Source organism: Streptomyces sp. R41, assembly GCF_041053055.1.
Classification (GTDB): domain Bacteria; phylum Actinomycetota; class Actinomycetes; order Streptomycetales; family Streptomycetaceae; genus Streptomyces.
Window position 1 is genome coordinate 9810435 of sequence record NZ_CP163443.1, and the last position, 26066, is coordinate 9836500.

At 70.6% G+C, this 26066-nt stretch carries 18 protein-coding genes and 5 pseudogenes; 8 read left to right on the forward strand and 15 right to left on the reverse strand.

Going from position 1 to position 26066, the window contains the following annotated elements:
• Positions 1-129 precede the first annotated feature (129 nt).
• Positions 130-1011 carry a helix-turn-helix transcriptional regulator gene (locus AB5J53_RS44600; protein ID WP_369251277.1) on the reverse strand — a complete coding sequence of 294 codons (882 nt, stop codon included), beginning with the start codon at positions 1009-1011 and terminating at the stop codon, positions 130-132.
• A gap of 113 nt (positions 1012-1124) precedes the next feature.
• Between AB5J53_RS44600 and AB5J53_RS44605 the strand changes: the two genes are divergently transcribed.
• Positions 1125-1823, forward strand: coding sequence for an SDR family NAD(P)-dependent oxidoreductase (locus AB5J53_RS44605; protein WP_369251278.1), 699 nt, complete (start codon positions 1125-1127; stop codon positions 1821-1823).
• A 375-nt stretch (positions 1824-2198) separates the two neighbouring features.
• Here AB5J53_RS44605 and sigJ read toward each other — a convergent pair whose 3' ends face one another.
• Entirely contained in the window at positions 2199-3122 is a 924-nt protein-coding gene (gene sigJ, locus AB5J53_RS44610) for an RNA polymerase sigma factor SigJ (RefSeq protein WP_369251279.1), read from the reverse strand.
• Positions 3123-3260: 138 nt separating this feature from the next.
• Here sigJ and AB5J53_RS44615 point away from each other — a divergent pair, with 138 nt between their 5' ends.
• Both AB5J53_RS44615 and AB5J53_RS44620 read left to right on the forward strand, forming a co-directional pair.
• Positions 3261-3779 (forward strand): nuclear transport factor 2 family protein, encoded by a 519-nt coding sequence (locus AB5J53_RS44615; protein ID WP_369251280.1) that lies wholly within the window; start codon positions 3261-3263, stop codon positions 3777-3779.
• The gene (locus AB5J53_RS44620) at positions 3779-4408 is read left to right on the forward strand and encodes an LUD domain-containing protein (RefSeq protein WP_369251281.1); all 630 of its coding nucleotides are present in this window, start codon (positions 3779-3781) and stop codon (positions 4406-4408) included. Before AB5J53_RS44615 ends, AB5J53_RS44620 begins: the two co-directional genes overlap by 1 nt.
• A 463-nt stretch (positions 4409-4871) precedes the next feature.
• Here the strand turns inward: AB5J53_RS44620 and AB5J53_RS44625 are convergent, their stop codons facing one another.
• From AB5J53_RS44625 to AB5J53_RS44655, 7 genes are all read right to left on the reverse strand, one after another.
• On the reverse strand, positions 4872-6038 hold the full coding sequence (locus AB5J53_RS44625; protein WP_369251282.1) for a PP2C family protein-serine/threonine phosphatase: 1167 nt from the start codon (positions 6036-6038) through the stop codon (positions 4872-4874).
• Positions 6039-6048: 10 nt separating this feature from the next.
• On the reverse strand, positions 6049-8277 hold the full coding sequence (locus AB5J53_RS44630; protein WP_369251283.1) for an FUSC family protein: 2229 nt from the start codon (positions 8275-8277) through the stop codon (positions 6049-6051).
• Positions 8274-9692 carry an MFS transporter gene (locus AB5J53_RS44635; RefSeq protein WP_369251284.1) on the reverse strand — a complete coding sequence of 473 codons (1419 nt, stop codon included), beginning with the start codon at positions 9690-9692 and terminating at the stop codon, positions 8274-8276. Before AB5J53_RS44635 ends, AB5J53_RS44630 begins: the two co-directional genes overlap by 4 nt.
• A 511-nt stretch (positions 9693-10203) precedes the next feature.
• Complete coding sequence (locus AB5J53_RS44640; RefSeq protein ID WP_369251285.1) at positions 10204-11823, reverse strand: family 43 glycosylhydrolase; 1620 nt, start codon at positions 11821-11823, stop codon at positions 10204-10206.
• 383 nt (positions 11824-12206) lie between these two features.
• Complete coding sequence (locus tag AB5J53_RS44645; RefSeq protein WP_369251286.1) at positions 12207-14264, reverse strand: calcium-binding protein; 2058 nt, start codon at positions 14262-14264, stop codon at positions 12207-12209.
• 513 nt (positions 14265-14777) lie between these two features.
• Positions 14778-15851 carry an alkene reductase gene (locus AB5J53_RS44650; RefSeq protein ID WP_369251287.1) on the reverse strand — a complete coding sequence of 358 codons (1074 nt, stop codon included), beginning with the start codon at positions 15849-15851 and terminating at the stop codon, positions 14778-14780.
• A gap of 292 nt (positions 15852-16143) precedes the next feature.
• Positions 16144-16809 (reverse strand): TetR/AcrR family transcriptional regulator, encoded by a 666-nt coding sequence (locus AB5J53_RS44655; RefSeq protein ID WP_369251288.1) that lies wholly within the window; start codon positions 16807-16809, stop codon positions 16144-16146.
• A gap of 270 nt (positions 16810-17079) precedes the next feature.
• Here AB5J53_RS44655 and AB5J53_RS44660 point away from each other — a divergent pair, with 270 nt between their 5' ends.
• The 3 genes from AB5J53_RS44660 (at position 17080) to AB5J53_RS44670 (ending at position 19359) form a co-directional block, all read left to right on the forward strand.
• Positions 17080-17856: an SDR family NAD(P)-dependent oxidoreductase gene (locus AB5J53_RS44660; RefSeq protein ID WP_369251289.1), complete on the forward strand. Its 777-nt coding sequence runs from the start codon at positions 17080-17082 to the stop codon at positions 17854-17856.
• Positions 17857-18080: 224 nt separating this feature from the next.
• Positions 18081-19115, forward strand: coding sequence for an ABC transporter permease (locus AB5J53_RS44665; RefSeq protein WP_369251290.1), 1035 nt, complete (start codon positions 18081-18083; stop codon positions 19113-19115).
• Positions 19116-19176: 61 nt separating this feature from the next.
• Entirely contained in the window at positions 19177-19359 is a 183-nt protein-coding gene (locus AB5J53_RS44670) for a hypothetical protein (RefSeq protein ID WP_369251291.1), read from the forward strand.
• A gap of 55 nt (positions 19360-19414) precedes the next feature.
• On the opposite strand, the gene AB5J53_RS44675 is transcribed toward AB5J53_RS44670, so the two are convergent.
• From AB5J53_RS44675 to AB5J53_RS44700, 6 genes and pseudogenes are all read right to left on the reverse strand, one after another.
• On the reverse strand, positions 19415-19900 hold the full coding sequence (locus AB5J53_RS44675) for a MarR family winged helix-turn-helix transcriptional regulator (RefSeq protein ID WP_369251292.1): 486 nt from the start codon (positions 19898-19900) through the stop codon (positions 19415-19417).
• A gap of 239 nt (positions 19901-20139) precedes the next feature.
• Positions 20140-20317 (reverse strand): annotated as a pseudogene (locus AB5J53_RS44680) (IS5/IS1182 family transposase); the annotation flags it as partial.
• Between the two features lie 106 nt (positions 20318-20423).
• Positions 20424-20793, reverse strand: a pseudogene (locus AB5J53_RS44685) (substrate-binding domain-containing protein); the annotation flags it as partial.
• Positions 20794-20869: 76 nt separating this feature from the next.
• Positions 20870-22453: pseudogene (locus tag AB5J53_RS44690) on the reverse strand (IS200/IS605 family accessory protein TnpB-related protein); the annotation flags it as partial.
• 189 nt (positions 22454-22642) lie between these two features.
• Positions 22643-22870, reverse strand: a pseudogene (locus AB5J53_RS44695) (sugar ABC transporter substrate-binding protein); the annotation flags it as partial.
• Positions 22871-22880: 10 nt separating this feature from the next.
• Entirely contained in the window at positions 22881-23291 is a 411-nt protein-coding gene (locus tag AB5J53_RS44700) for a Fur family transcriptional regulator (protein ID WP_369251293.1), read from the reverse strand.
• Positions 23292-23470: 179 nt separating this feature from the next.
• On the opposite strand from AB5J53_RS44700, the pseudogene AB5J53_RS44705 reads away from it, so the two are divergent.
• Both AB5J53_RS44705 and katG read left to right on the forward strand, forming a co-directional pair.
• A pseudogene (locus tag AB5J53_RS44705) lies at positions 23471-23563 on the forward strand (transcriptional repressor); the annotation flags it as partial.
• Positions 23564-23638: 75 nt separating this feature from the next.
• Positions 23639-25858: a catalase/peroxidase HPI gene (katG, locus tag AB5J53_RS44710; protein ID WP_369251294.1), complete on the forward strand. Its 2220-nt coding sequence runs from the start codon at positions 23639-23641 to the stop codon at positions 25856-25858.
• Positions 25859-26066: the final 208 nt, after the last annotated feature.

Consider the following 26066-nt stretch of genomic DNA (forward strand, 5'->3'; position numbering starts at 1 on the left):
TGAACTGCACCGCAAGATGAACCTGCTTCAGTGACCCTCCGCGACCGCTCCCAAAGATCTGTTGCCAGAACCGAGTTCTGGCAACACCGGGGCTTGCGGTGGCAGCCGCTCGGCGCGGTCGTACCCTGCCTACCGGCGTGTGTGCGAGCTGTTCGTGGGGTCCGGCTGACCAGCGATCGCGGCGAGCTGCAGCTTGGTCTCGTCCGCGCTGCCGGGCACGGCAGTCATGATCACAATCTTGAGGTCGGAGTCGCCGTCGGTCAGCACATCGCAGTCCACTGTGACTGTGCCCACCGAGGGGTGCTCGATCGTTTTATGGTCCTCACGGTGCGCGGCCACCGTACCGTTCGCCCACAGTTCGGCGAACCGTTGGTTGCCCGCACTCAATACGCGGATCAGCTCTGCCAGGCGGGTGTCGTGAGGGAAGCGGCCGGTGGCGCGGCGCAGGTCGGACACGACGGCGGCGTCGGTGGCGTCCCTGTCCAGTTCGGTCACCGGCCATAGCCCGAGGCGAACAGGACCTGCACCTACCGGGAACCTCTCGCGGGCGAAATTGCGCAGCTGCGGTGGCACACCTGAGGGATCGCCCAGCAGCGCAGCCCAACTGCGGTTCCACCAGATCAGCTGCCAGTCCGCCGCGAACACGGCGACCGCGACGTCCCCGAGCCGGGTCAGCACACGGTGAACGCCGGGTGGGATGTGGCCGGAGATCGCGCCGTCCGCCGGCGGGACGAGGTGGGCCAGCCGGTACAGATGATCCCGCTCGGCGGTGGACAGCTGCAGGGCGCGGGCCAGAGACGCCACCACCTGCGCCGAGGGCGTCGTGGCCCGCCCCTGCTCCAGGCGCACGACATAGTCGACCGACACGCCGGCGAGTTCGGCGAGCTCCTCGCGGCGTAGCCCGACCGCGCGGCGTGCCGGGCCCACCGGCAGCGCCGCGGCCGACGGGGGCAGCCGATTCCGCCATGTACGGATCATCGCCCCTAGCCCGGCCTCTGGTGTCGTCGTCATGTTGCCCATCTTCCTGCGCCTCGGTCGTCAAACGTGATGTCGATGGTGGTACTGCTGCTCCTACCGTTGAGGCGTCCCTGGCCGCGCGCCACGGGTGGACGAACAATGAACGCATGACGATCATCTTCATTACAGGAGCGAACAAGGGGCTTGGTCGCGAGACCGCCCGCCGCCTCATCGAACTCGGTCACACCGTGCTTGTCGGAGCCCGCAACCCCGAACAGGGCGCGGAGGCCGCCACCGCGCTCGGCGCGCGGTTCGTCCCCATCGACGTGACCGACGACGCGTCCGTCACCGCCGCGGCCGCGGATGTCGCCGAGCACGAGGGCTCGATCGACGTTCTGATCAACAACGCCGGCATCCACGGCCCCGCCGGTGATCCCAGCACCTTGACCGGTGCCGACGTCCACGGTGTCTTCGATGTCAATCTCGCCGGTGTGGTCCGAACGACCACCGCGTTCTTGCCGCTGCTACGCCGATCATCAGACCCGGTCATCGTCAATGTCAGCAGCGGAATGGGCTCGCTCGCCTTCACCCACGACCCGTCGCGGGTCGAGTCTGCTGCCATCGCGCCGCTCTACAGCGCCTCGAAGGCGGCGCTCACGATGCTGACCACCCAATATGCCAAAGCGCTGACAGACATCCGTATCAATGCCGCCGATCCCGGCTACACGGCGACCGACCTCAACGGCCACAGCGGCCACCAGACCGTCACCGAAGGGACGGACGCGATCGTCGGCCTCGCAACCGAAAAGCCCGGCGCCGGCTCCGGACGCTTCGTCGACCGAACCGGTGAGATCGCTTGGTCGTGAACCCGGAAGACACGTTGCTCGGCGGGACTCGGCGTCGTAGTGGTGTTCAGCTACGGCGCCTGGGCCGGCCAGGGCTTCGCTGGCCTGGTGCGCCGCAGCCCGCCGCAGTGCTGAGCGAGCAGGATGCGGGCGCGGTCGTCACCGCCGTACGTGCACACCGCGCACCCGGACAAGGCGCTGCCCAGGATTCGCTGACCGGGCGACACCTACACCGCTGAACTGGGCCGTGGAAGAGGTCGATCACGCCCTCTTCGGGGTGCCGTTTCCTCGCCGACAAGATGCCCGCCCTGTTCAGCCGCGCGGAGCCGAGAGGTTCCCTCGACGTTGAACCGGCGCGCGGTTTCGTAGACCCTGACGCTTCAGCCGATCCCGGCATCAACCCGCTGTCCAGGGGCGAAGCTTCTCCGGGTTGCGTACCGCCCAGATGTTTGTGATCCGGTCACCGGCGATCCGGAACGCGAACACGGTGACCGTGATGCCGTGCTGCTGGGCTATCAGGCCGGGCTGGCCGTTGACAGTACGCTCCAGCAGCGTCAGGTCGGGCGCGATGCGGGCGACGTCGAGATAGGCGCGGGCGATCCGTTCGCGACCCGCGATCGGCCGCAGCACGGCGCCGACCAGGCCGCCGCCGTCGGCGATCACAGTGGCGTCGGGGTCGAGGAGGCCGATGAGGGCGCTGACGTCCTTCGCCTCCCATGCCCGCTTGAAGTCCCGGACGATGCCGGCCTGGGCGGTCGTCGGTGTTGCCGGAGCCTGCGACGCGCGGATGCGACGGCGGGCGGAGGAGGCCAGTTGGCGGCAGGCCGCCGGCGTACGGCCGACGATCTCAGCCACCTCGGCGAACGAGTAGCGGAAGACGTCGTGGAGGATGAAGGCGACGCGTTCGGCCGGCGTCATGGATTCGAGTACGACGAGGAAGGCCATGTTGACCGACTCGTCGAGGGTGATCCGGTCCGCCGGGTCCGCCGTAACCCCGTCGGTCCACTCCCGGCGTTCGGGAAGCGGCTCGGGGATCCATTCGCCCACGTAGCGCTCCCTCCGCGCTCGGGCGGAGCCGAGCAGATTGAGGCAGATGCGGCTGGCGACCGTCGTCAGCCAGCCGCCGGGTGAGGCGATGGCATCCCGTTGCCGCCGCGGCATGGCGTACCAGCGGGCGTAGGTCTCCTGCACGACGTCCTCGGCGTCGGCCAGCGAGCCGAGGAGCCGGTACGCCAGATTGATCAACTGGCGCCGCTCGCTCATGATCGCGCTCAGGGCAGGATCGGGCCGACCGTGTCCCGGCTCGAATCGGTTGGTCATGGTGTCGCGTACTCCCTTGCCTCGCAACTGTCCTCATCTCTTCGACAAGACAGCGCACCGGATTGTGAGGTCCGTCCCGTCGCCTCACATTCCGAACGGCTGCGTTGTCGTACCAGTCGAACGGAATGGAGGAAGCTGATGACCGATTTTCAAGCGATCGCCGACCGCGTCGAGATCGAGGCGCTGCGCGGTGAGTTCACCGACGCGGCGATGATGCGCGACCGCGCCCGCCTCGCGTCGCTGTTCACGCCGGACGGCGTGCTGCGGATGCCCAACATCCCCATCGAGTTGATCGGCCGGGAGGAGATCCGTGCCGGGGGCGAGCGGCTGCAGGCGCAGTGGGACTTCTTCGTGCAGAACACACATCCGGGCACGATCCAGATCGACGGCGACACCGCGACCGGCCGCGCCTACATGCAGGAGATCGCGCGTACGCGGGACGGCCGCCAGGGACTCAACTACGCCATCTACCACGACCGCTACCGGCGCACCCCGGACGGCTGGAGGTTCACCGAGCGGGTCTACGAGGTCAGGTACCTCGACACCACCCCGCTGGCGGGCTCGGCGCCGCGCGCGGAGGGTGCGCCTGACGACCCGCCGGCCAGGGACCTCCGCGCCCCGCGACCCGGCACACCCGACGCAGCCCAGGAGGCATGATGACCATCTCGGCCTCGGCGACACCGTTCACGGATCCGGCGCCCGCGCACCGCTTGGAGCGGGCGGCCACCGCGCTGGCGGCACACAACTTCACCGTCGAGATCCTCGATGATGCCGCCGCCGCGCGTACCCGCGTCAAGGAACTGATACCGGAGAACGCCAGCGTGTTCACCGCGGCCAGCGAAACTCTCCGGCTGTCCGGCATCGACGACGACATCAACACCAGCGGCCGGTACCGGGCCGTCAAGCCCCGCGCGCTGGCCATGGACCGGGCCACCGAGGCCGACGACATCCGGCGGCTGGTCGCCGGCCCCGACATCGTCGTGGGTAGCGTCGCCGCGCTCACCGAGACCGGCTCCCTCGTGGTCGCCTCGGCCAGCGGAAGCCAGTTGCCCGCGTACGCCGGCGGCGCCGGGCGCGCCATCTGGATCGTCGGGGCGCAGAAGGTGGTGCCCGACCTGAGCACCGCGCTGCGCCGCCTCGACGAACACGCCCTCCCGCTGGAATCCGCCCGCGCCCAGATGGCGTACGGGCAGCCCAGCGCCATCAACCAACTCCTGGTCCTCAACGCGGAATCCCGTCTCGGCCAGGGCATCGTTCTGCTGCTCCGCGAGGCCATCGGGTTCTGAGCTTGACGTTTGACGTCGCGGGTCACTCGACCTGCTGAGATCCCCGGGATCCGGGTGCATGCGACGCGGCCGTTCTCCACGCTTCGAGATGCTGAGTAACGAAGTGCGAGGAACGGCCGCTGCCTTGGAGAGGCTCACCTGAGGCAGGGTATGCACCGTCGACGGCGGCCCGCAGTCAGCTCCCACGGCTCAGGGCGCCTCGGCTTCCAGCCGGTCAGCCGCCGGCGCCCGTCCTGCGCGGGTCGCAGTCGGGGCAGGCAAGGCTGTCGGCGGCATGCGGCCCCTGGGCAACGGGGATCCAGTGACGGTTGTATCGGCCGCGTCCGCGCATCACATACGTCTGCCGCGGAGTCCACCCACACGCACGAGGACCGGCCGGGCCGGAAGCGACGACAGGATGACCGCGGGCGGGGAGCTGTTCCCGCGGTCCATCAATTCCGCAGGCCGGGGCTACTCGGCGAGCCTAGCGATGCGGTCCCCGGCGGGCGGCGCCGGTGTCCCCGGTGCCCTGTCGCGGCGCCGTACCGTCCAGGCGGAGCGCGAGGACGGCCCGGTCGTCGTTGTCGGACCTCGCCGACCAGCGTTCGCTGTCGATCCGCACGAACGACACGACTGCCTCCGGGTCCGGGGCGTGCTCGCCTCGGAACCGTTCGCCGAGCCGCTGCAGGACCGGGTAGAAGACGCCGTCCGCGTCGCGCGCCTCGCTCACTCCGTCCGTGTGCACGACGAGCACCTCCCCAGGCCGCAGCGGATGCACCGTCGTGTCGTCTCCGCCTGCCGCCAGGGCGCCCAGGCCCAGTGGCAGCCCGGGCGCCGTGACCAGCCGGCGGGCGCCGTGCGGCCCGATCACCAGCGGCGAGGGGTGTCCGCGGTCGACGATCCGCACCTCGCCGCCGCCCGGCGCGAACTCCAGCACCAGCGCGGTCACGAAGAGCTCGGGGTCGCCCTCGTCACCAGCCGGGCTGTTGCGGGCGATACTGAGCTCCAGCCGTTCGGCCAGACTGCTCAGGCTCTGCCACTCGTGGGCCGACACCCTGAAGCTGCCCAGCACCGCCGCGACGGTCTGGACCGCGTCCAGCCCCTTGCCGCGGACGTCGCCGATGATCGCCCGTACCCCGAAGGGCGTCTCGCATACGTCGTACAGATCCCCGCCGACGAGCGTGCCGCCCTCCCCGGCCTCGTAGAACCCGGCGGCATGGACGGGCCCGAGCCGGCGCGGCACGGGCCGCAGCAGGGTCCGCTGCATGGCTTCCGCGACCGAGTTGGCCCGGATCAGGTGCTGCCGGGTCCGCTCCCGCTGCCAGGCCAGCGCGACGCTGGCGATACCGATGAGGAACGTGGCGGCGTAGACGGCGACATGGTGCTGCTCGTCGAAGTGGCCGGGGCGACGGGCGGCCATCCACATCTCCAGGCCCAGGCACACCACGGCCGACAGCGCGGTGCCCCGCGGGCCGCGCGTCGCGGCCGCGAGCGGCGGTACGGCGATGAGCATGAAGCTCACCGGTTCGCGGCCCCTGACGATCACTTCGGCGAGCACGTCGATTGCCACCGCGATCAGCGGCAGCCACCACGCCCACCCCCGGCGCGGGGACGGGGGCCGCAGCCCGGCACGAAGGCTTCCGCAGGACACGGCCCGCGCCCTAGCTTCCGTGCCCGCCGGGACCGGTTACGGAGCGGGCGGTGCCACCGCCCGACGCACCGCCCGTCGCCTCGGCCGCCGCGCGGCCGCCCGCGCCCGGCAGGCCGGCCTCGACGCGGGAGAGCTGGGCGGCCAGGCTGGCCAGCCACACCTCGAAGTCGACCAGCGTCGGCAGCGGCTGTGTGGGCGGCCACGAGGGTTCTGGCCGCGTTCCGTCCGGCGGCGGCCGCTCCCCGGTGCACAGGGCCGCGAGCCGATCGGTGGTTCCGGCCACCGCCCGGGCATCGGCCCGGGCCCGTTCCACGGCGTCCGGAGACAGGGCACGCGAGGGCATGTCGAAGCGGGGCAGCCACTGGGCCCCGAGCAGGATCTGGCGGGCCGCGATGAGCAGGCCGTGCCAGTCGGCGCCGGCGGAGGCGCCGGTGGCCGGTTCACTGCGGAACTGGTCGTAGGCGGACTCGGCCAGGCGCAGCCGGTGCAGGGTGGGCAGGGTCGACGGGGGAGGTGCGGAGCCCGGTGGCACGGCCGTCAGTACCGCGGCAGTCTCCTTGATCAGCGGCCCGCACTCGCGCAGCAGCCCTGCCATGGTCCTGCGCACCTCCTGGCGTGCGCCGGCCGGCCAGGCGAGCATCGCGCACAGCAGACCGATGGCGCTGCCGGTCACCACGTCCACGATCCGCGCCTCGGCCAGCCGCCAGGTGGCCGGCGCGATCTGGGCGAACGCGGTGGCCACCACGAGCGTGAACAGTCCCTGCGCCCAGGCGATGCCGAGCAGCGGCCCGAGCGCGAAGGCGAGCAGCATGCCCGGCGCGAGGATCGCGGCGTAGGTGTCGGTGTGCTGTCCGACGCCGATGAGCAGGGCGCCCGCCGCGACGGCACCCACGAGATTCCCGGCCACCGCCTCGCGAATGGCCGCCCAGGTCGCCCCTACGGTGGTCCTGCTCAGCGTCAGTACCGCCAGCAGTACCCAGAACCCGTGGGTCAGGTCGAGTGAACCGGCGACCAGCCGTGCCGCGCCGAGGGCCAGTGCGATCCGGACCGCGTTGTGGAACTGCACCGAGCGGAGCGTCATGTTGCCGACGATCCGGCGCAGCCACAGCCGGGATGTGGACGCCTCCGTGTACCAGAACAGCTCGCGTGGCTCGATCGGCGGGGTGCGCCGCCCGTCGAGGCCGACCCGTACGGAGATTTCCAGGATGCGCACCGACTCGGCGACGGCCAGCAGAGCGGCCTGCCGACGCAGCACCGGCACCAACGCCAGCTCGTCGGCGGCCGACTCCGCCGCCTGTCGCACGCGCATCTCCTGGAAGGCGCCGATCGCCTCGTCCATGCGCGGCGGGCCCGTGGCCGCCCGGCCCGCCCGTAGGGCCGCGGCACTCTCGTCGCACAGAGACGTCACCTGCGGCAGCAGCCACGGGGATGCCGGGTCGGTACGGCCGCCACCCCTTTCGTCCGTCCGGCAGCCGTCCCGTATGTCGGCCCGGCCGCCGTCCCGCAGGAGGTCGCGCAGTTGTCCCGTCTCGGTCAGATGGGCCAGCTGTTCGAGCAGCCGGCGGGCCCCGGAACCTGCCTGGGAAAGACCGCGCATCGCACGGCCCGGGCCCGCGGGGCGTTCCGCGGGCGGGATCTTGGACAGCCGCAGCCGCGCGCCCGCGGCGCGCAGGACCTCGGGCGAGGGGCTGATGCGGTCGGCGAGGGTGTCGCCGGCGGTCGCCACGGCCTTTGCGAGGCTCCATCGGTACGTCTCGCCCGCAGGCTGCGGCAGGAGGAACAGCTCGCACAGCGCCAGCAGCACCACGCCCACGGTGAGCCCGGCCAGCCGCATCCCGAGGGTCTGCGGTTCGTAGGGCGGGAAGCAGGCCAGGATGTAGAAGAGCTGGAGTCCCGGTGCCGCCCCGGCCGGCCGCGGCCCCGCGATGGCCGCGAAGGCCAGGAGGAAGCCGACGACGAGCATCCCGAGCACCGCCGCCCAGGTCTGCACCGCCAGCACGGTCCCCAGTGCCACCAGCACCAGGCCCACCGGCAGCGCCTTCAGCATCACCGCGGCGCGTTGGCGCCCGGACCCCGGGATCGAGGACAGCAGCCCGAGAGCGATGGGCGCGAACAGCGCGTACAGCGCCAGCACTGGCTCGTCGAGCCCGTACAGGAAGGCGTAGAACCCCGCGGACGCCGCCAGTGTCACCCGCGCCGACCGGTGCAGGATCTCGGCTCGCTCGGCCCCGCCCTTCACGGCGGGCTCCCGCCGTGCGTCGGGCGCGAGCCGAGTGGCGGGACCTGGCCCAGGACCACGAGCCGGTGGCGTACGGCCATGACGACGACGGAAGCCGCCAGGATCACCGCCCCGCCCGCGCGCAGGATCGCGTCGTACGCCGCCTCCGGCGACCATTCCGGCGTCATCGCCGTGATCGCGGCCGCGGCCGCCGCCAGCGCGACGCCGCCCAGCGTGACCAAGAACGTCAGCAGGACGCCCGACGCCTCGCCGGCCCGGTCGGGCGCCACGACCTGTTGTGTGGCGACGCTGGCAAAGGTCCAGCCCAGCCCCAGGCCCAGCCCGCACCAGGCGAACACCACAACGTACAGCCACCCGGTCGTCACATGACTGAGCATGACCATGCCCGTACCGGCGATGGTCCCGGCCAGCGCCATCACCACCGTCGGCCGCATGTGCGCGGACAGCCTGGCGCCGAGCGGCCCGCTCAAGGCCACGAGCACCGCGGGCGCCAGGAACACCAAGCCCGCCTGAAGCGGTGACAGGCCCCGCACCTGCTGCAGGTACAGCGTCGAGACGAAGACGGTGACGGCGTAGCCCATGTTGGTGACGGAGCCCGCGCCCGTCACCAGGACATAGGGGATGTTGCGGAAGAGCCGGGCATCGATGAGCGGATGCCGGGCCGTCCGCTCCCGCAGCACGAACAGCCCGCCCGCCACCACGGCGACGGCCAGCAGGGTGAGCGTGCGGGCATGGTCCCAGCCCCAGGCGCTGCCCCGCTCCACGGCCAGCGTGAGCGCCGCCAAGGCGCACACCAGGGCCAGACAGCCGGCGAGATCGAGCTGGCGGGGAGCCGAGAGGTCCCGGGAGTCGGGAACGCACACGTACGCCACGATCAGCGCCAGCACACTCAAGGGCGCGAGCAGCCAGAAGATCCAGCGCCAGCCGGGCCCTTCGGTGAAACCGCCGCCGACGAACGGTCCCAGCGCCGTGCCCACGTTGGCGATCCCGAAGGCCGCCCCCAGCGCACGCGCCCGGGTCGTGTCCGGGAAGACGTTGGTGATCACGGACACCGCCACCGGGAAGACGAAGCCGGCACCGATGCCCTGCACGATCCGTGCCCCCACCAGCGGCCACAGCCCCGGCGCGAGCGCACAGCCGACCGACCCGGCCGCGAACAGCGTCGTCCCGGCAAGCAGGATGCCCCTGCGCCCGAAGACGTCGCCCACTCTGCCGCCCACGATGAAACAGCAGCCGATGGCGAGCATGTACGCGGACAGCGTCCACTGGGCGGCCGAGGCGGTGACACCGAACTCCTCGGCGATCCCCGGGACGGCCAGGTTCAGCGCGAAGAAGTCGAGCTGGATGCAGAAGAGGGCCAGGGCGACCGCGATGAAGGCCCCCGTCCGCGCGGCCGGCGAAGACTCAGCGCGCATGAGCACGTTCCTCTCGGGCCGACGCCGCCGAGGCGTCGTGGGCGGGCCGGACACGCACCCCACCACCTCATTGTCGGACGACCCCGTACGCACCGCAGCCCGGCCACCCGGGACCGCGGCGGGCTCCTTCCGGGGACGACGGCAGAAACCACGCGAGCGAGACCGGAACGGAGCGGCGGGGCGAGTGCAGTGTCATCGGAGCAGTTCGACTTCGAGCCGGCGCCGAACTGGCTGGCAGGGGACTGCCTTTTCGTGAACGTCGGACGAACGAACATCCCGATGTACTCACTCATCAGCCGTCTCTGGGACAAGGCGCTGATCGTGCGGGGCCGACGCTTGCTCATACACGGGCACCCTTTTCGGCGCCGACGGGTCGCGAACGACCACGCCACAAGCCGGTGTCGCCGTCCGTTGACCTCGGATCTGCCCCATTGGTGTTGGACGGGCGTTGCCCCCCGGTGACCAGGACTACCCGCACCCCCGTAGACGGCGACGACGGGGCCCGATGGCTTCAGAGGGCGTTGTGCCAAGTCGTCTCGTCGAAGTCGGCCGGCAGGCCGCCTCCGGCCAGGTCCCAGGCCCACATTCCGACGAACGCGCCGGTGAAGCCGAGAGCCCGGATCTGCCCGTTCTCGAACTCCTCGGCGTGCTCGTCGGACAACACCGTGGCATCGAGCGCCGGGCCGATGTAGTGCCAACCGTCTCCGGTGTCGTAGCGGAAGCGCAGGACGGGTCCCCGGAGGTCGAGACCGAGACGCAGCCGACGCGTCTCGCCGAGGGGTACCCCGTCGGCTTCGTCCACGGTCAACGCCCCGCGGTCGCAGCGTGCCACACGGAGAACCGCCTGCCCTTCGTCGTCCGCGGTGACGTGCAGGAAGTACCAATTGCGCGTGTTGTAGTGCGCGGTGATCCCGGCCAGATGCTGGAAGGAACGCGGCCTGTACTCGATCGTCGCCTCGAACGCGCCGTCGAGGGAGGTCACCCGGCGGCCGACCAGGCTGGGGCCGATCAGGCTCTGCGGGGAGCGGCCGCCGTGTAGCCGGAGGTGGGACGGGCGGGCGGTGAGGGTGAGCCAGTCGGGTGTCGCGGGGCGCCGCAGCGTGGACCACTGCGGCCCGAGCACCGGTCGGTCGAAGCCGTCGAACTCGACGGCTTCGGCCCCAGGCGCGTCGGGTTCGTCGGCAGGCAGGTCCAGGGCGGGTACTTCCAGGGCGGGCAGGCCGGTGGGGACGCGCGGCCATCCGTCGGGAGTCCAGGTGACGGGTGCCAGCGCGGTCTCGCGGCCGAGTACGCACGGGCCTCGGTGGCCGTGGGGCCGGGCGACGAGATAGGCCAGGTACCACTGGCCCTTCCCGGTCTCGACCAGGCTGCCGTGTCCGGCCTTCTGCAGAGGCAGGTCCGGGTGGTGGCGGGCGGTGATCAGCGGGCCGTGCGGGTCCCGTTCGTAAGGGCCGGTGAGGGTGCGGGAGCGAGCGACGGTGACCTGGTGGTCGTAGCCCGTGCCGCCGTCCGCGGTCAGCAGGTAGTACCAGTCGGCACGGCGGTAGAGGTTGGGGCCCTCGATCCAGCCGGCCTGCGGAGGCAGCACGAGCCGCACCGGGTCGCCGACCAGGCGGCGCGCAGCGCGGTCGTAGCGGGTCGCCTCCAGGCCGGCCGAGCCGCCGTGGCCCGGCCGCCAGTCGTGGACCAGGTTCAGCAACCAGCTGTCGGGACCGTCGTGGAAGAGGGACGCGTCGAAGCCCCGCGCGTGCAGCGGCACCGGGTCGGACCAGGGGCCGTGGATCGAGGGGGCCGTCGTGAGGTGGTTGGGGCAGTCGGTGAAGCCGCCCGCGTACGTCGAGACGTTGCTGAAGACGAGGTGGAACAGGCCGCCCGCGTGCGTGAGGTTGGGTGCCCAGACCCCGCCCGAGTCGGGGCAGCCGGTGAGGTCCAGCAGGCGCGCGCTGTCCAGGGCTCCGCCGAGCGGTCGCCAGTGCGCCAAGTCCCGGGAGTGGTGCAGCCGTACGCCGGGGTGCCACTCGAACGTCGAGGTCGCAAGGTAGAAGTCGTCACCGACGCGCACGAGGGACGGATCGGGGTGCGAACCGGCCAGTACCGGGTTCTGGATGACCTGTGCCGTCCGCTGCCGCATGCGCTGTCTCCGCCTCTTCTGCCTCAATGGCAGCGCCCGCCAACCGCCTTGATCGCCGAGGACCGTAGTGTCGAACACGTTCGCACGCAATGCCCGGGAGGCATCCCGCGTGCAACACATCTCCCGCCGGTCGGCCCTGGGCTCCGCCATCGCCGCGGCCCTCGGAGGCGGCGGCCGTGTGGCGGGGGATGGAGCCGCTGGTGCGGCTTCGCAACTCCCATGGTGTTTGGAGCGGGCCCGGCCTCGACCGGCGACGGGCCCGTTTGGAGCCCCTTCAAAGCGCCCTCACGTGGCAGGGGTCGACCGTCCACCGCGCTGCCCCCCCGGCGGAAGGCCGTCACCAGTGCTGGTGACGGCCTTCGGCGGAGAGCCCCTTGTGGTGGTCAGGGGCAGCTGATGCGGGTGTCGCCGGTGTCCGTGGTGCAGGTGTCCGTGTTGGGGCCGCCGTTGGCGGTGTCGTTGCCGGAGATGTTGTCGACGGTGTTGAGGTTGTCGGTGCCGTAGTTGCCGATCAGGTTGTCGTTGCCGGGGCCGCCGTTCAGGGTGTCGTTGCCGTAGCCGCCGTCGAGGCGGTCGTTGCCGTATCCGCCGTACACGGTGTCGTTGCCGTAGCTCGCGTTGACGTTGTCGTCTCCGCCGAGGGCGCAGATCACGTCGTTGCCGAAGGTGCCGTTGAGGGTGTCGTTGCCGCTGGTGCCGATGATGCTGCAGCCGCGGGAGTTGTTGACGGTGGTGGTCCGTGTGGCGGTGTTGTTGGCGGGGTTCGGGTCGGTCTGGGTGGCGCTGAGCGTGGCCGTGTCGGTGAGGGTGCCGGTGGCGCGGGGCTCGACCACGATTGTCACCGTGGGGTGGGCGCCGGGGGCGAGGGTGCCCAGGGAGCAGTCCGCGCTGGTGGCGGTGGTGGTGCAGGTGCCCTGGCTCGGGGTGGCCGAGACGACCGAGGCGGCGGGTCCGGCGAGTGTGTCGGAGAGGACGACGCCGTTGGCAGTGTCGGTGGTGCTGTTGTTGACGGTCATGGTGTAGGTGGCGCGGTCACCGATACTGACGGTGGTGGGACCGGCCTTGGTGACCGACAGGTCCACGCCGGAGGGCGGCGGGGGCGGCGGGGTGCCGGTGCCCCCCAGGTAGCGGGCCAGGGCGAAGTCGCTGTTCGGGCCGCCCTGGCCGGCGGCGACGATCTTGCCGTCGGGCTGGAGCGCGATGCCGCGGGCCTGATCGCTGCCGCCGAAGTCGGTGGTCGCCAGGCCGCCGGTGCCGAAGCCGCCGTCCGGGCTGCCGTTGGTGTTGTACCGCAGGACCGCGAAGTCGCCGCCGGGCCCGTTGCTGCCGGCGACGACGATCCTCCCGTCGGGCTGCAGCACCACGTCCTGGGCCCCGCCGCCACCCGAGGTGAGGACCCGGCCGGCGTTGCCGAAGGTGGTGTCCAGGCTGCCGTTGACGTTGTAGCGGGCCAGCGCGAACCTGCCGCTGCTTCCCCCGGCCGCGACGATTCTGCCGTCGGGCTGGACCGTCAGCCCCTCCACGGACTCGTAGTCACCGAAATCGGTGCGCTCGATGCCGTCGCCGCTGAAGCTCGTGTCCAAGGTGCCGTTCGCGTTGTAGCGGAGGAGGACGAAGTCGAAGCGGGTCGTCCCCACCTCACCCCCGACAACGATCTTTCCGTCGGGCTGCAGCGCCAGGGCGCGCGCATCGCCGCCCTCCTCCGGCAACTCCGGCGCCGGGTCGTTGGTCACCATGCCGTCGCCGCCGCCGAAAGTCTGGTCCGGGGTGCCGTCGTCGTTGTAGCGGGCCAGCGCGACCCCGGCACCGCCATAGCCGACGGCAACGATCTTGCCGTCGCTGGGCTGCACCGCCACGTCCATGGCCTCTTGCGGGGCGCCGAAGTCGGTGAACACCCGGCCGTCGCCGCCCCCGAAACTGGTGTCCAGGGTGCCATTCGTGTTGTACCTGGCCACCGTGAACCAGCAACAGTTCTCGTAGCCTTTCCAGCTGCCGCCCACCACGACGATCTTGCCGTCGGGCTGCAGCGCCACGGCGTGGGCTTCGCTCCACTGGAAATCTGGGTTCATGTTGTTGATGGCGGTCGTCACGGTACCGTCGCCACCGAAACTGGTGTCCAGGGTGCCATCGGCGTTGTGACGGGCCAGCGCGAAGTCGCTCTCAAATACCGAATAGTCGGCGGAAGCGCCGACAGAGACGATCTTGCCGTCGGACTGCACAGCCACGTCGTTGGCGTGATCGTCGTCGGCGAAGCTGGTGAGCACCCTGCCGTCGCCGCTGAAGCTGGTATCCAGGTCGCCCGGGGCAGCGGCCGCGGTGCCGGGCAGGGCCAGGACGAGCGCCAGACCGATGGCCGCCACGACCACGGCCCGGGCCGCCCGTGACCGGCGGCGTCTTCCCCAGTATCGGCGCATCGCCGGTCGCAGATGAGAGGTCAGCATGGGCCGCAGCTTTGCGACAGACGCACAACAATCCGCCCGTCGCTGGGCCGCGTTGCGCTCACTGGACGCCGGAATCCACCCCCGCGGGTGAGAAACCGTGCCGAGGGCGGGCGAAATGTCAGTTGAGGACTTATTGCGCCCACGGGGCCAGGCCCGCGGCACCGCCCACTCAAAGACGGAGCCCCGTACGCAGTTGTACGGGCCCAGGCTTGCCCGGTTGTCACTCCGCTTCCGCCGGCCACGGCTGGACCGCTTCCGCGTACGGCGCGTACCGGTCGGCGCGGCCCGCGGGGTCGTAGTCCTGGTCGGCGTCCTCTTCGTTCTCGTTGTCGCGCCGGCCGTGGAGGGTGCAGGGCGATGTCCGGGTCGTGGTCCATGTCGCCGGTCAACGCGCCACAGGTCGGTGACGCTGTGGACCTGCGCCTGGGCCCGGCCCGTGCATGCGCCGCGGCGCCCGCCGGGCCGTAGGCCGATGGGCGCCGTGGTGTGCCAGTCGTGGGTACTGGCCGGTGGTTAGTTGAGGGTGGGGTAGTCGGTGTAGCCGGTGTGGTTGCCGCCGAAGCTGGTGGCGCGGTCGGGGGTGTTGAAGGGGCCGCCTTGCTGGAGGCGGGTGGGGAGGTCGGGGTTGGCGAGGAAGAGGCCGCCGTAGGCGATGAGGTCGGCGGTGTTGTCGTCGATCAGTTGGAGCTCTTCGGGGCCGGTGGGGTTGATGCCGGTGTGGGGGTTGAGGATGAAGGTGGTGGGCCAGGCCTTGCGCAGGCGCAGGGTGAGGTCGCGGATCTCGGGGGCTTCCATCTGGTGGAGGTAGGCCAGGTTGAGGGGGGCGAGGGCGTCGATGAGTGCGGTGTAGGTGGCGTCGACGTCGGTGCGGTCGGTTTCGTCGATGTCGTTGTAGGGGTTGGCGGGGGAGATGCGGAAGCCGGTCTTGTCGGCGCCGATGGCGTCGGCGACGGCCTTGGCGGTCTCCACGGCGAAGCGGATGCGGCGTTCGGGGGAGCCGCCCCAGGCGTCGGTGCGGGTGTTGGCGTTGGGGGCGAGGAACTGGTGGATGAGGTAGCCGTTGGCGCCGTGCAGTTCCACGCCGTCGAAGCCGGCCGCGATGGCGTTGCGGGCGGCCGTGGCGTAGTCGGCAATCGTTTCGGTGATCTCGTGCTCGGTGAGTTCCTTCGGCGTGACGAAGTCCTGCGGGCCCTGGTGGGTGTAGACTTGGCCCTTGGCCTGGACCGGGGAGGGGCCGACGGGGGTGAGGCCCATCAGGGTGGGGTGGCCGACGCGGCCGGTGTGCATCAGCTGCAGGTAGATGACGCCGCCCTTGGCGTGCACGGCGTCGGTGACGGTGCGCCAGGCGGTGATCTGCTGGTCGGAGTGGATGCCGGGGGTGTCGGGGTAGCCCTGGCCGATCACTGACGGCTGGGTGCCCTCGGTGATGATCAGGCCCGCACTGGCGCGCTGGGCGTAGTACTCGGCCATCAGCTCGGTCGCCGACTGGCCGGGGCCGTAGGCGCGGCTGCGGGTCATCGGTGCCATCACGATGCGGTTGGCGAGGCGCTTGCCGCCCAGTTCGGTCGCTTCGAAGGCCTTCGACATGATCATCATCCTTGCTCGGGAAAGACGGGCCGCCGCACGGGCGGTCCCTGGCGACCGGCCCCGGTGATGCTGCTCCGGAAGCCGTTTACTGTCCGAACAAGTAAGCCCCATGAATCCATTCCCCTGCACACGTGACCCCATCACTTCACGCTGAAATGGGCATGAAACGGCCGCATATTGGACTGCTGGGCCGGGTGGGAGGTGGAAGGGGCCGATTGGTTGTCCGAGCAGGGGATGTGCTTCGGAGAACCCGGAAGGAGCCGCTCGAGGGGCCGCTAGGGACGGTCGGACCTCAGCTCTGTGTGGGCCCCGCGTGCACATGGGCACTGAGCTCTTCGTGCGTCGGCGGTGCTGTGAGTGGCCGGGTGCCGTCCGGGCGCAGTCCGTCGACAAAGATGTGCACGTGGCGGGTGGCGAGGGCGGTGGCCTGTTCCTCGGGGAGGTAGGGCAGGGGGCGGCAGGCCAGGGCCCCGGTGGTGATCAGGTCCACGGGCGTCACATCGGGCCGGATGGCTCCCTGAGTGCGCGCGTGAGCCAGCAGGTCCTCGAGAACGGGGCCGATCTGGCTCTGGACCTCGACCGCTTCGGGTGTGGTGCCGACAGGGCCGCCGATCAAGGGGAGCACGAGCGTGTCCCGCTCCTCGACCAGGCGCAGCAGGAACCCCTCAATGCCGGCCAAGGGGTCCTGCGGGGCGGCGTCCAGTGCGTCGCGGGCGGCCTGGAGTACCAGGGTGAAGCCGTCGAGCACCACCTGCTGGATGAGGGCTTCGCGGTCGGGGAAGCGCCGGTAGAGCGTGGCGATGTTCACTCCGGCGCGGCGAGCGATCTCGTCCAGCGGCGCGGCGGTGCCCAGTTCGCGAAAGGCGGTGCGGGCGGCGGCGAGTACCTGTGCCCGGTTGCGGGCCGCGTCGGCCCTCAATCGCGGCGTGCTGCCCTCGCCGGCGGTGCGGGAAGTCACCGTGAGCCCGTCCTCTCTCGAACGTGCCGACCTGTCCTGATCGCTGCCGGCCGACGCATCGAGATTACGTCAGCGGCACCCCTCGCACCGCATAAGTGAAGGATTTCCTGCGCTTGGTGTACGGTGTCGGTGGATGAGCCCGCCACAGGCGCACGCACCGCGAGGACACCTCGGGTACGCACGACGCTCCGGCCGGCCTTCCGTTCGGGCTCCGTAGGCGTCGCCCGCTGTCCCCCCACGTATCCCGAGAGAAGAGATGAGGCGTCATCTGTGCAGAGGACACGTTTCGAAGGCAAGGCGGCAGTCGTCACCGGCGGCAGCCGTGGGATCGGCGCGGCCGTCGCGCGGCGGCTGGCCCGCGAGGGCGCGGCGGTGGCGATCGGCTACCGGGGCAACAAGGAGGCGGCGGACGCTCTCGTCGCCGAACTCGACACCGACGGCGGCCGGGCGATCGCCGTTCAGGCCGACGCCGCCGTCCCAGAGCAGACGGGGGTGCTGATCGAGCGGGCGGTGGCCGAGTTCGGCCGACTGGACGTGCTCGCGTCCTGCGCCGGCATCGAGCACTTCGACGCTCTCGAGAAGATCACGCCGGCCGACTTCGACCGCGTCTTCGCGATCAACACACGGGGGCAGCTGTTCGCCGTCCAGCACGCCGTCGCCCACATGCGCGAGGGCGGCCGGATCGTGCTGACCTCCTCGGTCAGTGCCTCCAAGGCGTTCTTCGGCCACACCCTGTACGCCGCCAGCAAGGCGGCGGTGGAGTCCATGGTGCTGAACCTGTCCGCCGAACTCGGGCAGAAGGGCATCACCATCAATGCCATCGCTCCCGGCGGTACGGCCACGGACATGGCGGCCGAGCACGGGGCCAGTTACCAGCACCCCGAACTGGTCGGAAAGCAGGACCTGTCCGAGTGGCTCAACGTCGAGGTCGCGCTGCGACGGCTCGCGCAGCCGGCGGAGATCGCCGCCGGATACGCGTTCCTCGCCTCCGACGACGCGGCTTACATGACCGGCCGCACCCTGCAGGTCGACGGCGGCATGTTCTAGGGACAGCTCGACCACCAGGGGGTGACGAACCCGCCCCTTGCCCCCGTCCTGCCCGCAGCCTCGTCCGGAGCACACCACCGAAGAGGCCTGGGCCCCGCTGACATCGGAGAGTTCCTCACCCCATGCACCAGAGCACCAAGTTCCCTCCCGGCGCCCCCTCCCGGGGTACCCCTCACGATCCCAGTGCGGATCCCGTAGCCGATCACGCGCGACACGCCAGGCACGTGCTGGTCGACTCCGAGCGTGGCGTTCCCGCTCCGGTGCTCGCCGCGGCCGCCGGCGCCCGCAAGGCGATGCTCGTACCTGTGGTCACCGCGTTGGCGATCGGCACCGCGTTCGTCGCCGTCTATCTCGCGGCGTTCCACGCGCCGTCAGTGCGTCACCAGCCCTTGGGCATCGCCGCCTCCGACAAGGTGGCCGCCCACGCGGAACTCGCCCTCAACAACGCGGCACCCGATGGGTACACCTTCTACCGCTACCCGGATGCCGAGGCCGCTCGCCAGGCCGTCACCCACGACAAGGTCCCGGCAGCCCTGGTCGCCGACGGCCGAGGGACGCGTGTTCTGGTGGCCGGGGCGCAGGGACCGTCCACGGTTTCCAGCCTCGCCACGGCGATGACGACTGCGGTCGGAAAGCCCGTTCCCGTGAAGGATGTGCTTCCCCTGGCAGCGGGGGACTCGCGCGGACTGTCGGTGTTCTACGCCGCCTTCGGCGTGGTGCTTGCCGGCTTCCTCTTCGCGGTGTCCTCCTACCAGATCGCTCCGCGCCTGCGGCTCTCGGTTCGCGTCACATCGATGCTGGTCTTCTCCGCCGCCTCCGGCGTGATGGTGGCACTGATCGCGCACACCGCCCTGAGCGCGCTGCCGGCATCGTTCGCCGTGGTCACCGTCGTGGTGGGCCTGCTGGCCTGGGCGTCCGCCGCGGCGGCCGGGCTGCTGCTGCGCTTGTTCGGGCCGCTCGGCATGCCAGTGGCCTCGGTCGTTCTACTGATCCTTGGCAACGCCGCCTCCGGTGGAATCCTGCCGGCCACTTTTCTGCCCGCATGGCTCTCCCCACTGGCTTCGTTCATGCCTCCGGCGGCGGCGGTACGGGGCCTGCGGGGCGCCGCCTACTTCCACGACGCGCATCTCAACGGAGCCGTGCTGACCCTGGCCGCATGGGGCTTGGGCTGCCTCGCTCTCCAGTACGTTCTGGACCGAGTTGCCGCCCGCCGCCCGCCGGTTGGGTCTCCGGGCTCCGTCGTCGGCGTCGGGCACTGAGATCGAGGGCGGACAGGGGAAGGACCGGCCGGAGACGCTCGAGCCCGAGACGCTGCGCCGAGTGATCGAGCGGGCCGTCCGGCACGGTGAGATATCGCCGGACAACCCCGCTCCCGACTTCGGACCGGGGTTCATCATCGGAGCCGCGTACGGCCTGGCGGCGATCGAGGACACGGAGGCCGACACCGCCTACCTCATGGGCGTCATGTATGCATCCGTCCTGCCCGTGCTGCTGCGGCGCTGAGCCGCGGCGGTGCCGTGCCGCACCTGTTAGGCGTTGGTGCCTTTTCCTTGGCCGCTCAGGTCTCCTGCGACGTGGCGCGGGCGAGACTCTTCTCGATCCGTCCCAGGACCTCGATGGCTTCGGCCTGCTGGGCCGGCGTCAGGCCTTCGGCGACGCTGGTCTCGAGGTCCATCCAGACCTGTTCCACGTCGCTGCGCAGGGCGTTGCTGGCCGCAGTGGGTTCGACGATGGTGACCCGCTTGTCGGTGGTGGAGGGGCGGCGGCGGACGAAGCCCGCATTCTCCAGGCGCCGGATGGTGCGGGTCATGGTGGCGGCGTCGGAGCCGAGCAGGCGGACGAGATCGGTCTGCCGCTGGGAACCTCGATCCCACAGCTGCATCATGACCAGCTCCTGGCTGGGGTGGAGGCCGACGCGGCGAAGTAGTTGGCCGGCCAGCATGCGGTGGAGGCGTGCCACGCGGAAGATCGCGTGATTGATCGCGCCGGCCGCGACGGACTCCGGCATGGGCACATTCGCCAGTCCCTCGGTGTCGGTTGTCATCGGCCGACGGGCGTCTGGGGTCGTTGGCTCGCTCATGCGTTCCTCGCGTGGCCTGTGCAGTTGATTGAACAGGTAAAGCGTACAGCTCCGAGGGGTGCGGAGGGGGTGTTGCTGGTCGAGGTGGCGGACTGCCTGCCTGGGGTGGCGTGGGTCACGGGGGAGCGGGATGGGTTCCTGGGATTTACTTGTTCGGACAGTGAACTGCTCCGGGGCAGCAGGACCCGGGCCAGTCACCAAGAACCCTCACCGGCCAGATGAATTTTGCAAGTCACCCCGCCCCGGGAGCGGCCCGAAGCCTCGTCCGGCCGATGCCGAGCGGGCTGGCGACGCCTGCCCGGAATGCGTGGCGCACGGCCACGAGCTCCGGTCGGCGTGTCGGCGCGCACGGCAGGAGGTGGAGTCCGCGCTGACCATGCTGCGTAAGGGACCAGTGGACCGGCGCCGGTGGGCTGAGTCCACGGAGCAGGGCTGGCACCGCAGATGCGATGCCGGCCGGTTGTCGCAGTGACGTCGGCCGCCAGGGTCAGCGCGTTCCCTTCGCCGCGAACGCGGCAAGGGCGTCGATGTGTCCTTGGTGATGAAGGCCGGGCCCGTCGGTACGGGCGCGGTGCCGCCGCCGCTGAAATCGCCGTTGGTCTTGTACAACCACAGTGAGTCGACCGCCAAGTAGCCCTGCAGGTACGGCTGCTGGTCGACGGCGAACTCGACTGAGCCGTCCTGGACGGCCTTGACCAGGTCCTTGTTGAGGTCGAAGGTCGCGACCTTGGCCTTCGTGCCCGCGTCGGACAGCGACTGCACGGCGGTCAGCGCGATGGGGGCGCCCAGGGCGAGCTGTCCTGCTTGAGCTTGGCGGTGATGGTGGACTTCACGGACGGCATGTCGGTGCCGTTGACCGGATGTCCGTCTTGCCGCTGAACCGTTCCTAAGGACTGAGCGGGGGTGAGTCCTGTTGCCAGGACCCGTGCTCAGCCGAACGCCCCGAACGGTGTTGGGCGTTCTGGTCTCCCGCGTTCGCTCCGCGTCCGGGCGGCACGGATCGTGTCCGTGGTCCGGGAATTCGGGGGCGGGTTCCCTCACGCCCGGAGATATCCGGTCGGGCCTGGACGGTCCGATGCCCCGCACGATCGCTCTGGTCGTGCGGGGGCGATGCCGTCCGTCGCCGGATCGGGTGTCCCTGGGCGCGCCGTCCGATCGCCACCGCTGCCGCGTCGTGACGAGTCATCTTGCGGTTGCTGCTGGTGAGGGGCTTTTGCCAGTGCTGGCCGCCCCACCGGGAGGTGTAAGCGGGATCGACCGCGACGATCGCAATGCCCATCTGATCGGCCATCGAGGTGAGCCGGGCGCGGAGCCTGCCGGTGGGCAGGTGGGAGATGAGCCGGCGGAACCGCTTCCTGCGGCCGTGTTTCTCGCGGGTCTTGTCCGCGGCGAAGTCCAGGTCCTCGATCGCGATGGCTTTTACGCCGCAGGTTGTGGCCCAGTGCAGCAGCCGGGTGAGGGCGTGCCGTAGCTGGGCGTCGCGGTGCTCTGCGCTGCCGGACAGGTCGTAGAAGAAGCGGCGCGGGGTGCCGGTCGGGTTGCCGTGGACATCCAGGCGCCAGGCGGCGAGGTGGTCGGCGTTCATGTCCACGCCGATCACGCCCTGGGCGAGCGCGGCGCCCAGCGGGATGGTCGGGGTGGGCGGGATCTGCCAGGAGGCGGTCAGATACCAGCGGCCACGGCCTACGTCCAGGCGGATGCGGTAGGCGACGGACCGGTTGGCTTCGACGCGGTCGGCCCACTCGGCGCCCCGGTGCAAGAACCTGACGCGGCAGGCGAGGACGTACCGGCCGTGCCCGGCGTTCGCCAGATGCGCGAGCGGTGCGGGCAGCTTGATGCTCACCTCGCCCCCGGGGCTGACGCGGATCGTCTCGTTGCCGTAGCGCTTCCCGGACTCTCCATCCGCCTGGCAGAACCAGCGTTCGGCCTCCCACCGCCGGCGCCAGTGCGTCTCGGTGAGCTGCGCAGCTTCGAGATGGTGCCGGGTGCGGGCCAGCCGCTTGCCGCCGCGTACGACGTGCACGAGTCCGGCTTCGCGGTCGGCCCGCTCGGCGGCCAGCCGGTCTTCCAGCACGTGCAGGCGACGCGCCTTGGCGTGCCACTCCTGCCTCGACCGGTAGCCCCCGGGGGCCCCTGGGAGCCCTTCTGCCCGACGGGCAGGGACAGCCGGTGTGCGATGGTGCGGATGCCCGCTTCCAGGTTCTGGATGTGCGTGAGCTGGCAGCGGCGGGCCAGCGCCCACTGCTCGTGCGACGCCTTGGTGATGCTGCCTGCCCAGCGCGACGACGACAGGGGCGTCAGCTCCCGCTTGCGGGCCGCCCAGGTGTCGGCGGAGTGTTCCAGGCCGTTCTGGCAGCGCGTCTTGAGGTCCTGCGAGGCGAGCGCGCCCAGATGCGCGCCGACCAGGCGCAGCACCTTCTCATCCCCGGGCGTCAGGTGCCCCAGCCGGGTACGGACCGCTACACCGGCCGGACCGGACGCAACGAACGGCTCCGCCGCTTCCCTCAGCCCGCCCACCCCTTCACCCCCGCCTGACCCCACCCGAAGATCCCGTCACCGCATCCAACGAGCACCATCCGCAAAGGTCACGCATTCGATAAGAGAACATCAGTTCCCTCCAGGCGGGTGGCACGACCACCCGCCACCGGCACTCGCTCCCGCTCACCAGAACCTGCTTGAGCGCACTCCAGCGACAGCAGCTCCAGACCCCTCCTTCAGACCGGCGCAGCGCTCCTCCACGGCCACCTGCCCCTGCTGCTGGATGACGCAGATCGCGTGCTTGGCCCCGAGCTTGTTCAGCCGCTCGCCGAAGGCCTCGCCCGCGATGGTCTCGTCCTGGCCGAAGTACTCCAGCATGCCGAGCTGCTTCCAGTTGCCCACGCCGGAGTTGAAGTCGACCACCGGGATGCCCGCCTGCTTGGCCTTGGCCGCCACCGAACATTGCCTAGCCGCAGGACGGGCACAGCCCCCGGTAGGTGACCTCGACCTCGGACACCGTGAAGCCGAAGCGCTCCTCTGCGGGGAGGTCGGCCAGCGGGTTGCCGGTCGGGTGGACATCGCGGATGGTGCCGCAGTTGGAGCACACCAGGTGCTGGTGCGGGTGGTGCGCGTTGGGGTCGTAGCGCTTGGCGCGGCCGTCGGTGGAGACCTCGGTGACCTCGCCGAGGGAGACCAGCTCGCCCAGGGCGTTGTAGACGGTCGCCCGGGAGATCTCGGGCAGCCGCTGTGCCGCGCGGGCGTGCACCTCGTCGGCCGTGAGATGCACGTGCTCGCCGTCGAGGACCTCCGCAACGACACGCCGCTGGGAGGTCATCCGCCAGCCGCGCTCTCGCAGTCGCTCCAGCAGGTCACTCATATCTGTTCACCTATTCGGGCTCAGTTGGATACGCCAAGTTTGTCGGTGGACGTCCGGGTTCCGATTGGATATGGGCTTGGCATGCTTCTTGACTTGGATTCTGTCCATCGTAGGATCAGTTCTGGCGATAGCCAAGGGACAGGAAGACTCCAGTACGGCAGGGGACAGCAACGTGACGGGACCACCTCGGCGTCCAGGCGATCGCCTCCGGGGTGCGCGATCGCGTGGGCCATACCTCCGTTCAAGTCGTGAGTGAGGTCCTCCACACACTCCGGGGCCCGCGCCCTGACTGTTCCACCGCCCGCAGTTTCTGAGCACCAAGATCCGCCCCGTCCGGAAGGATTCCCATGACTGAGAACCACGATGCGATCGTCACTGACCCGAAGCCGGAGGAGGCGGGCGGCTGCCCGGTCGCGCACGGGCGCGCCCCGCACCCGACCCAGGGCGGCGGAAACCGCCAGTGGTGGCCGGAGCGGCTGAACCTGAAGATCCTCGCCAAGAACCCCGCCGTGGCCAACCCGCTCGGCGAGGAGTTCGACTACGCCGAGGCGTTCAAGACCCTCGACCTTCCGGCCGTGAAGCAGGACATCGCCGAGGTGCTGACCACCTCGCAGGACTGGTGGCCCGCCGACTTCGGCCACTACGGCCCGTTCATGATCCGGATGGCGTGGCACAGCGCGGGCACCTACCGGATCAGCGACGGCCGCGGCGGCGCCGGTGCGGGCCAGCAGCGCTTCGCCCCCCTCAACAGCTGGCCCGACAACGGCAACCTCGACAAGGCCCGCCGCCTGCTGTGGCCGGTCAAGAAGAAGTACGGCCAGAACCTCTCGTGGGCCGACCTCATGATCCTCGCCGGCAACGTCGCCCTGGAGTCGATGGGCTTCGAGACCTTCGGCTTCGCCGGCGGCCGCGCGGACGTCTGGGAGCCCGACGAGGACGTCTACTGGGGTCCCGAGACCACCTGGCTCGACGACCAGCGCTACACCGGCGACCGCGAGCTGGAGAACCCCCTCGGCGCGGTCCAGATGGGCCTCATCTACGTCAACCCGGAGGGCCCGAACGGCAACCCGGACCCGATCGCCGCGGCCCGCGACATCCGTGAGACCTTCCGCCGCATGGCGATGAACGACGAGGAGACGGTCGCCCTCATCGCGGGCGGTCACACCTTCGGCAAGACTCACGGCGCGGGCCCGGCGGACCACGTCGGCGCCGACCCCGAGGCCGCCCCGATCGAGGCGCAGGGCCTGGGCTGGAGCAACAGCTACGGCACCGGCAAGGGCGCGGACGCGATCACCAGTGGCCTCGAGGTCACCTGGACCAGCACGCCCACCCAGTGGAGCAACGGCTTCTTCCAGAACCTGTTCGGCTACGAGTGGGAGCTGACCACCAGCCCCGCCGGCGCCCACCAGTGGGTGGCGAAGGACGGTGCCGGTGCGGGCACCATCCCGCACGCCCACGACGCGTCGAAGAGCCTGGCCCCGACGATGCTGACGACCGACCTCTCGCTCCGGTTCGACCCGGCCTACGAGCAGATCTCGCGTCGCTTCTTCGAGAACCCCGACGAGTTCGCGGACGCCTTCGCCCGCGCGTGGTTCAAGCTGACCCACCGCGACCTGGGCCCGGTCGTGCGCTACCTCGGCCCGGAGGTCCCGAGCGAGACGCTGCTGTGGCAGGACCCGCTCCCCGCGGTGACGCACGAGCTCGTCGACGCCGAGGACATCGCCTCTCTCAAGGCCCAGATCCTCGCCTCGGACCTGTCGGTGTCCCAGCTGGTGTCCACCGCGTGGGCGTCGGCCTCGTCCTTCCGCGGCAGCGACAAGCGCGGCGGCGCCAATGGCGCGCGCATCCGCCTGCAGCCGCAGATCGGGTGGGAGGTCAACGAGCCCGACCAGCTGGCGACGGTGCTGCGCACGCTCGAGGGCATCCAGGAGTCCTTCAACGCCGGCGGCAAGCAGATCTCGCTGGCCGACCTGATCGTGCTCGCGGGTGCCGCGGGCGTCGAGAAGGCCGCCAAGGACGCCGGCTTCGACATCGAGGTCCCCTTCACGCCGGGCCGCGTGGACGCCTCGCAGGAGCAGACCGACGTGGAGTCGTTCGCCGCTCTTGAGCCGACCGCCGACGGGTTCCGCAACTACCTCGGCAAGGGCAACCGCCTGCCGGCCGAGTACCTGCTGATCGACAAGGCGAACCTGCTGAACCTGAGCGCCCCCGAGCTGACGGTCCTCGTCGGCGGCCTCCGCGTCCTGGGCGCGAACTACCAGCAGTCCTCGCTCGGAGTCCTCACCGAGACCCCCGGGTCGCTGACCAACGACTTCTTCGTCAACCTGCTCGACCTGGGTACGACGTGGAAGGCGACGTCGGAGGACCAGACCACGTTCGAGGGTCGCGACGCCTCGGGCGAGGTCAAGTGGACCGGCACTCGTGCCGACCTCGTCTTCGGCTCGAACTCCGAGCTGCGCGCGCTGGCGGAGGTCTACGCGAGCGACGACGCGAAGGAGAAGTTCGTGAACGACTTCGTCGCGGCGTGGGTCAAGGTGTCGAACCTCGACCGGTTCGACCTCGTCTGATGACGACGTCCGGGTCGGCCCGCACGGGCCGACCCGGACGTCCTCGGTCCGCAGGATCTCGACGTCGTCCGCCTCCAGGGCGATGTCGAGAGGATCGCGGTTGGTGGAGGCCGGGTTCGGTCGTTGCGCGTCGTAGCGACGGGCTGACGCCCCTTCAACCGGCTTCCCACATCCAGTGTTCGAAAGAGCGCGCCCTGGGGTGCCCCCG

Coding starts and splice junctions, on each gene's coding strand:
- AB5J53_RS44600 (WP_369251277.1), bottom strand. CDS start 1,011: ATGACGACGACACCAGAGGCCGGGCTAGGGGCGATGATCCGTACATGG.
- AB5J53_RS44605 (WP_369251278.1), top strand. CDS start 1,125: ATGACGATCATCTTCATTACAGGAGCGAACAAGGGGCTTGGTCGCGAG.
- sigJ (WP_369251279.1), bottom strand. CDS start 3,122: ATGACCAACCGATTCGAGCCGGGACACGGTCGGCCCGATCCTGCCCTG.
- AB5J53_RS44615 (WP_369251280.1), top strand. CDS start 3,261: ATGACCGATTTTCAAGCGATCGCCGACCGCGTCGAGATCGAGGCGCTG.
- AB5J53_RS44620 (WP_369251281.1), top strand. CDS start 3,779: ATGACCATCTCGGCCTCGGCGACACCGTTCACGGATCCGGCGCCCGCG.
- AB5J53_RS44635 (WP_369251284.1), bottom strand. CDS start 9,692: ATGCGCGCTGAGTCTTCGCCGGCCGCGCGGACGGGGGCCTTCATCGCG.
- AB5J53_RS44640 (WP_369251285.1), bottom strand. CDS start 11,823: ATGCGGCAGCGGACGGCACAGGTCATCCAGAACCCGGTACTGGCCGGT.
- AB5J53_RS44645 (WP_369251286.1), bottom strand. CDS start 14,264: ATGCTGACCTCTCATCTGCGACCGGCGATGCGCCGATACTGGGGAAGA.
- AB5J53_RS44650 (WP_369251287.1), bottom strand. CDS start 15,851: ATGTCGAAGGCCTTCGAAGCGACCGAACTGGGCGGCAAGCGCCTCGCC.
- AB5J53_RS44675 (WP_369251292.1), bottom strand. CDS start 19,900: ATGACAACCGACACCGAGGGACTGGCGAATGTGCCCATGCCGGAGTCC.
- AB5J53_RS44700 (WP_369251293.1), bottom strand. CDS start 23,291: ATGAGTGACCTGCTGGAGCGACTGCGAGAGCGCGGCTGGCGGATGACC.
- katG (WP_369251294.1), top strand. CDS start 23,639: ATGACTGAGAACCACGATGCGATCGTCACTGACCCGAAGCCGGAGGAG.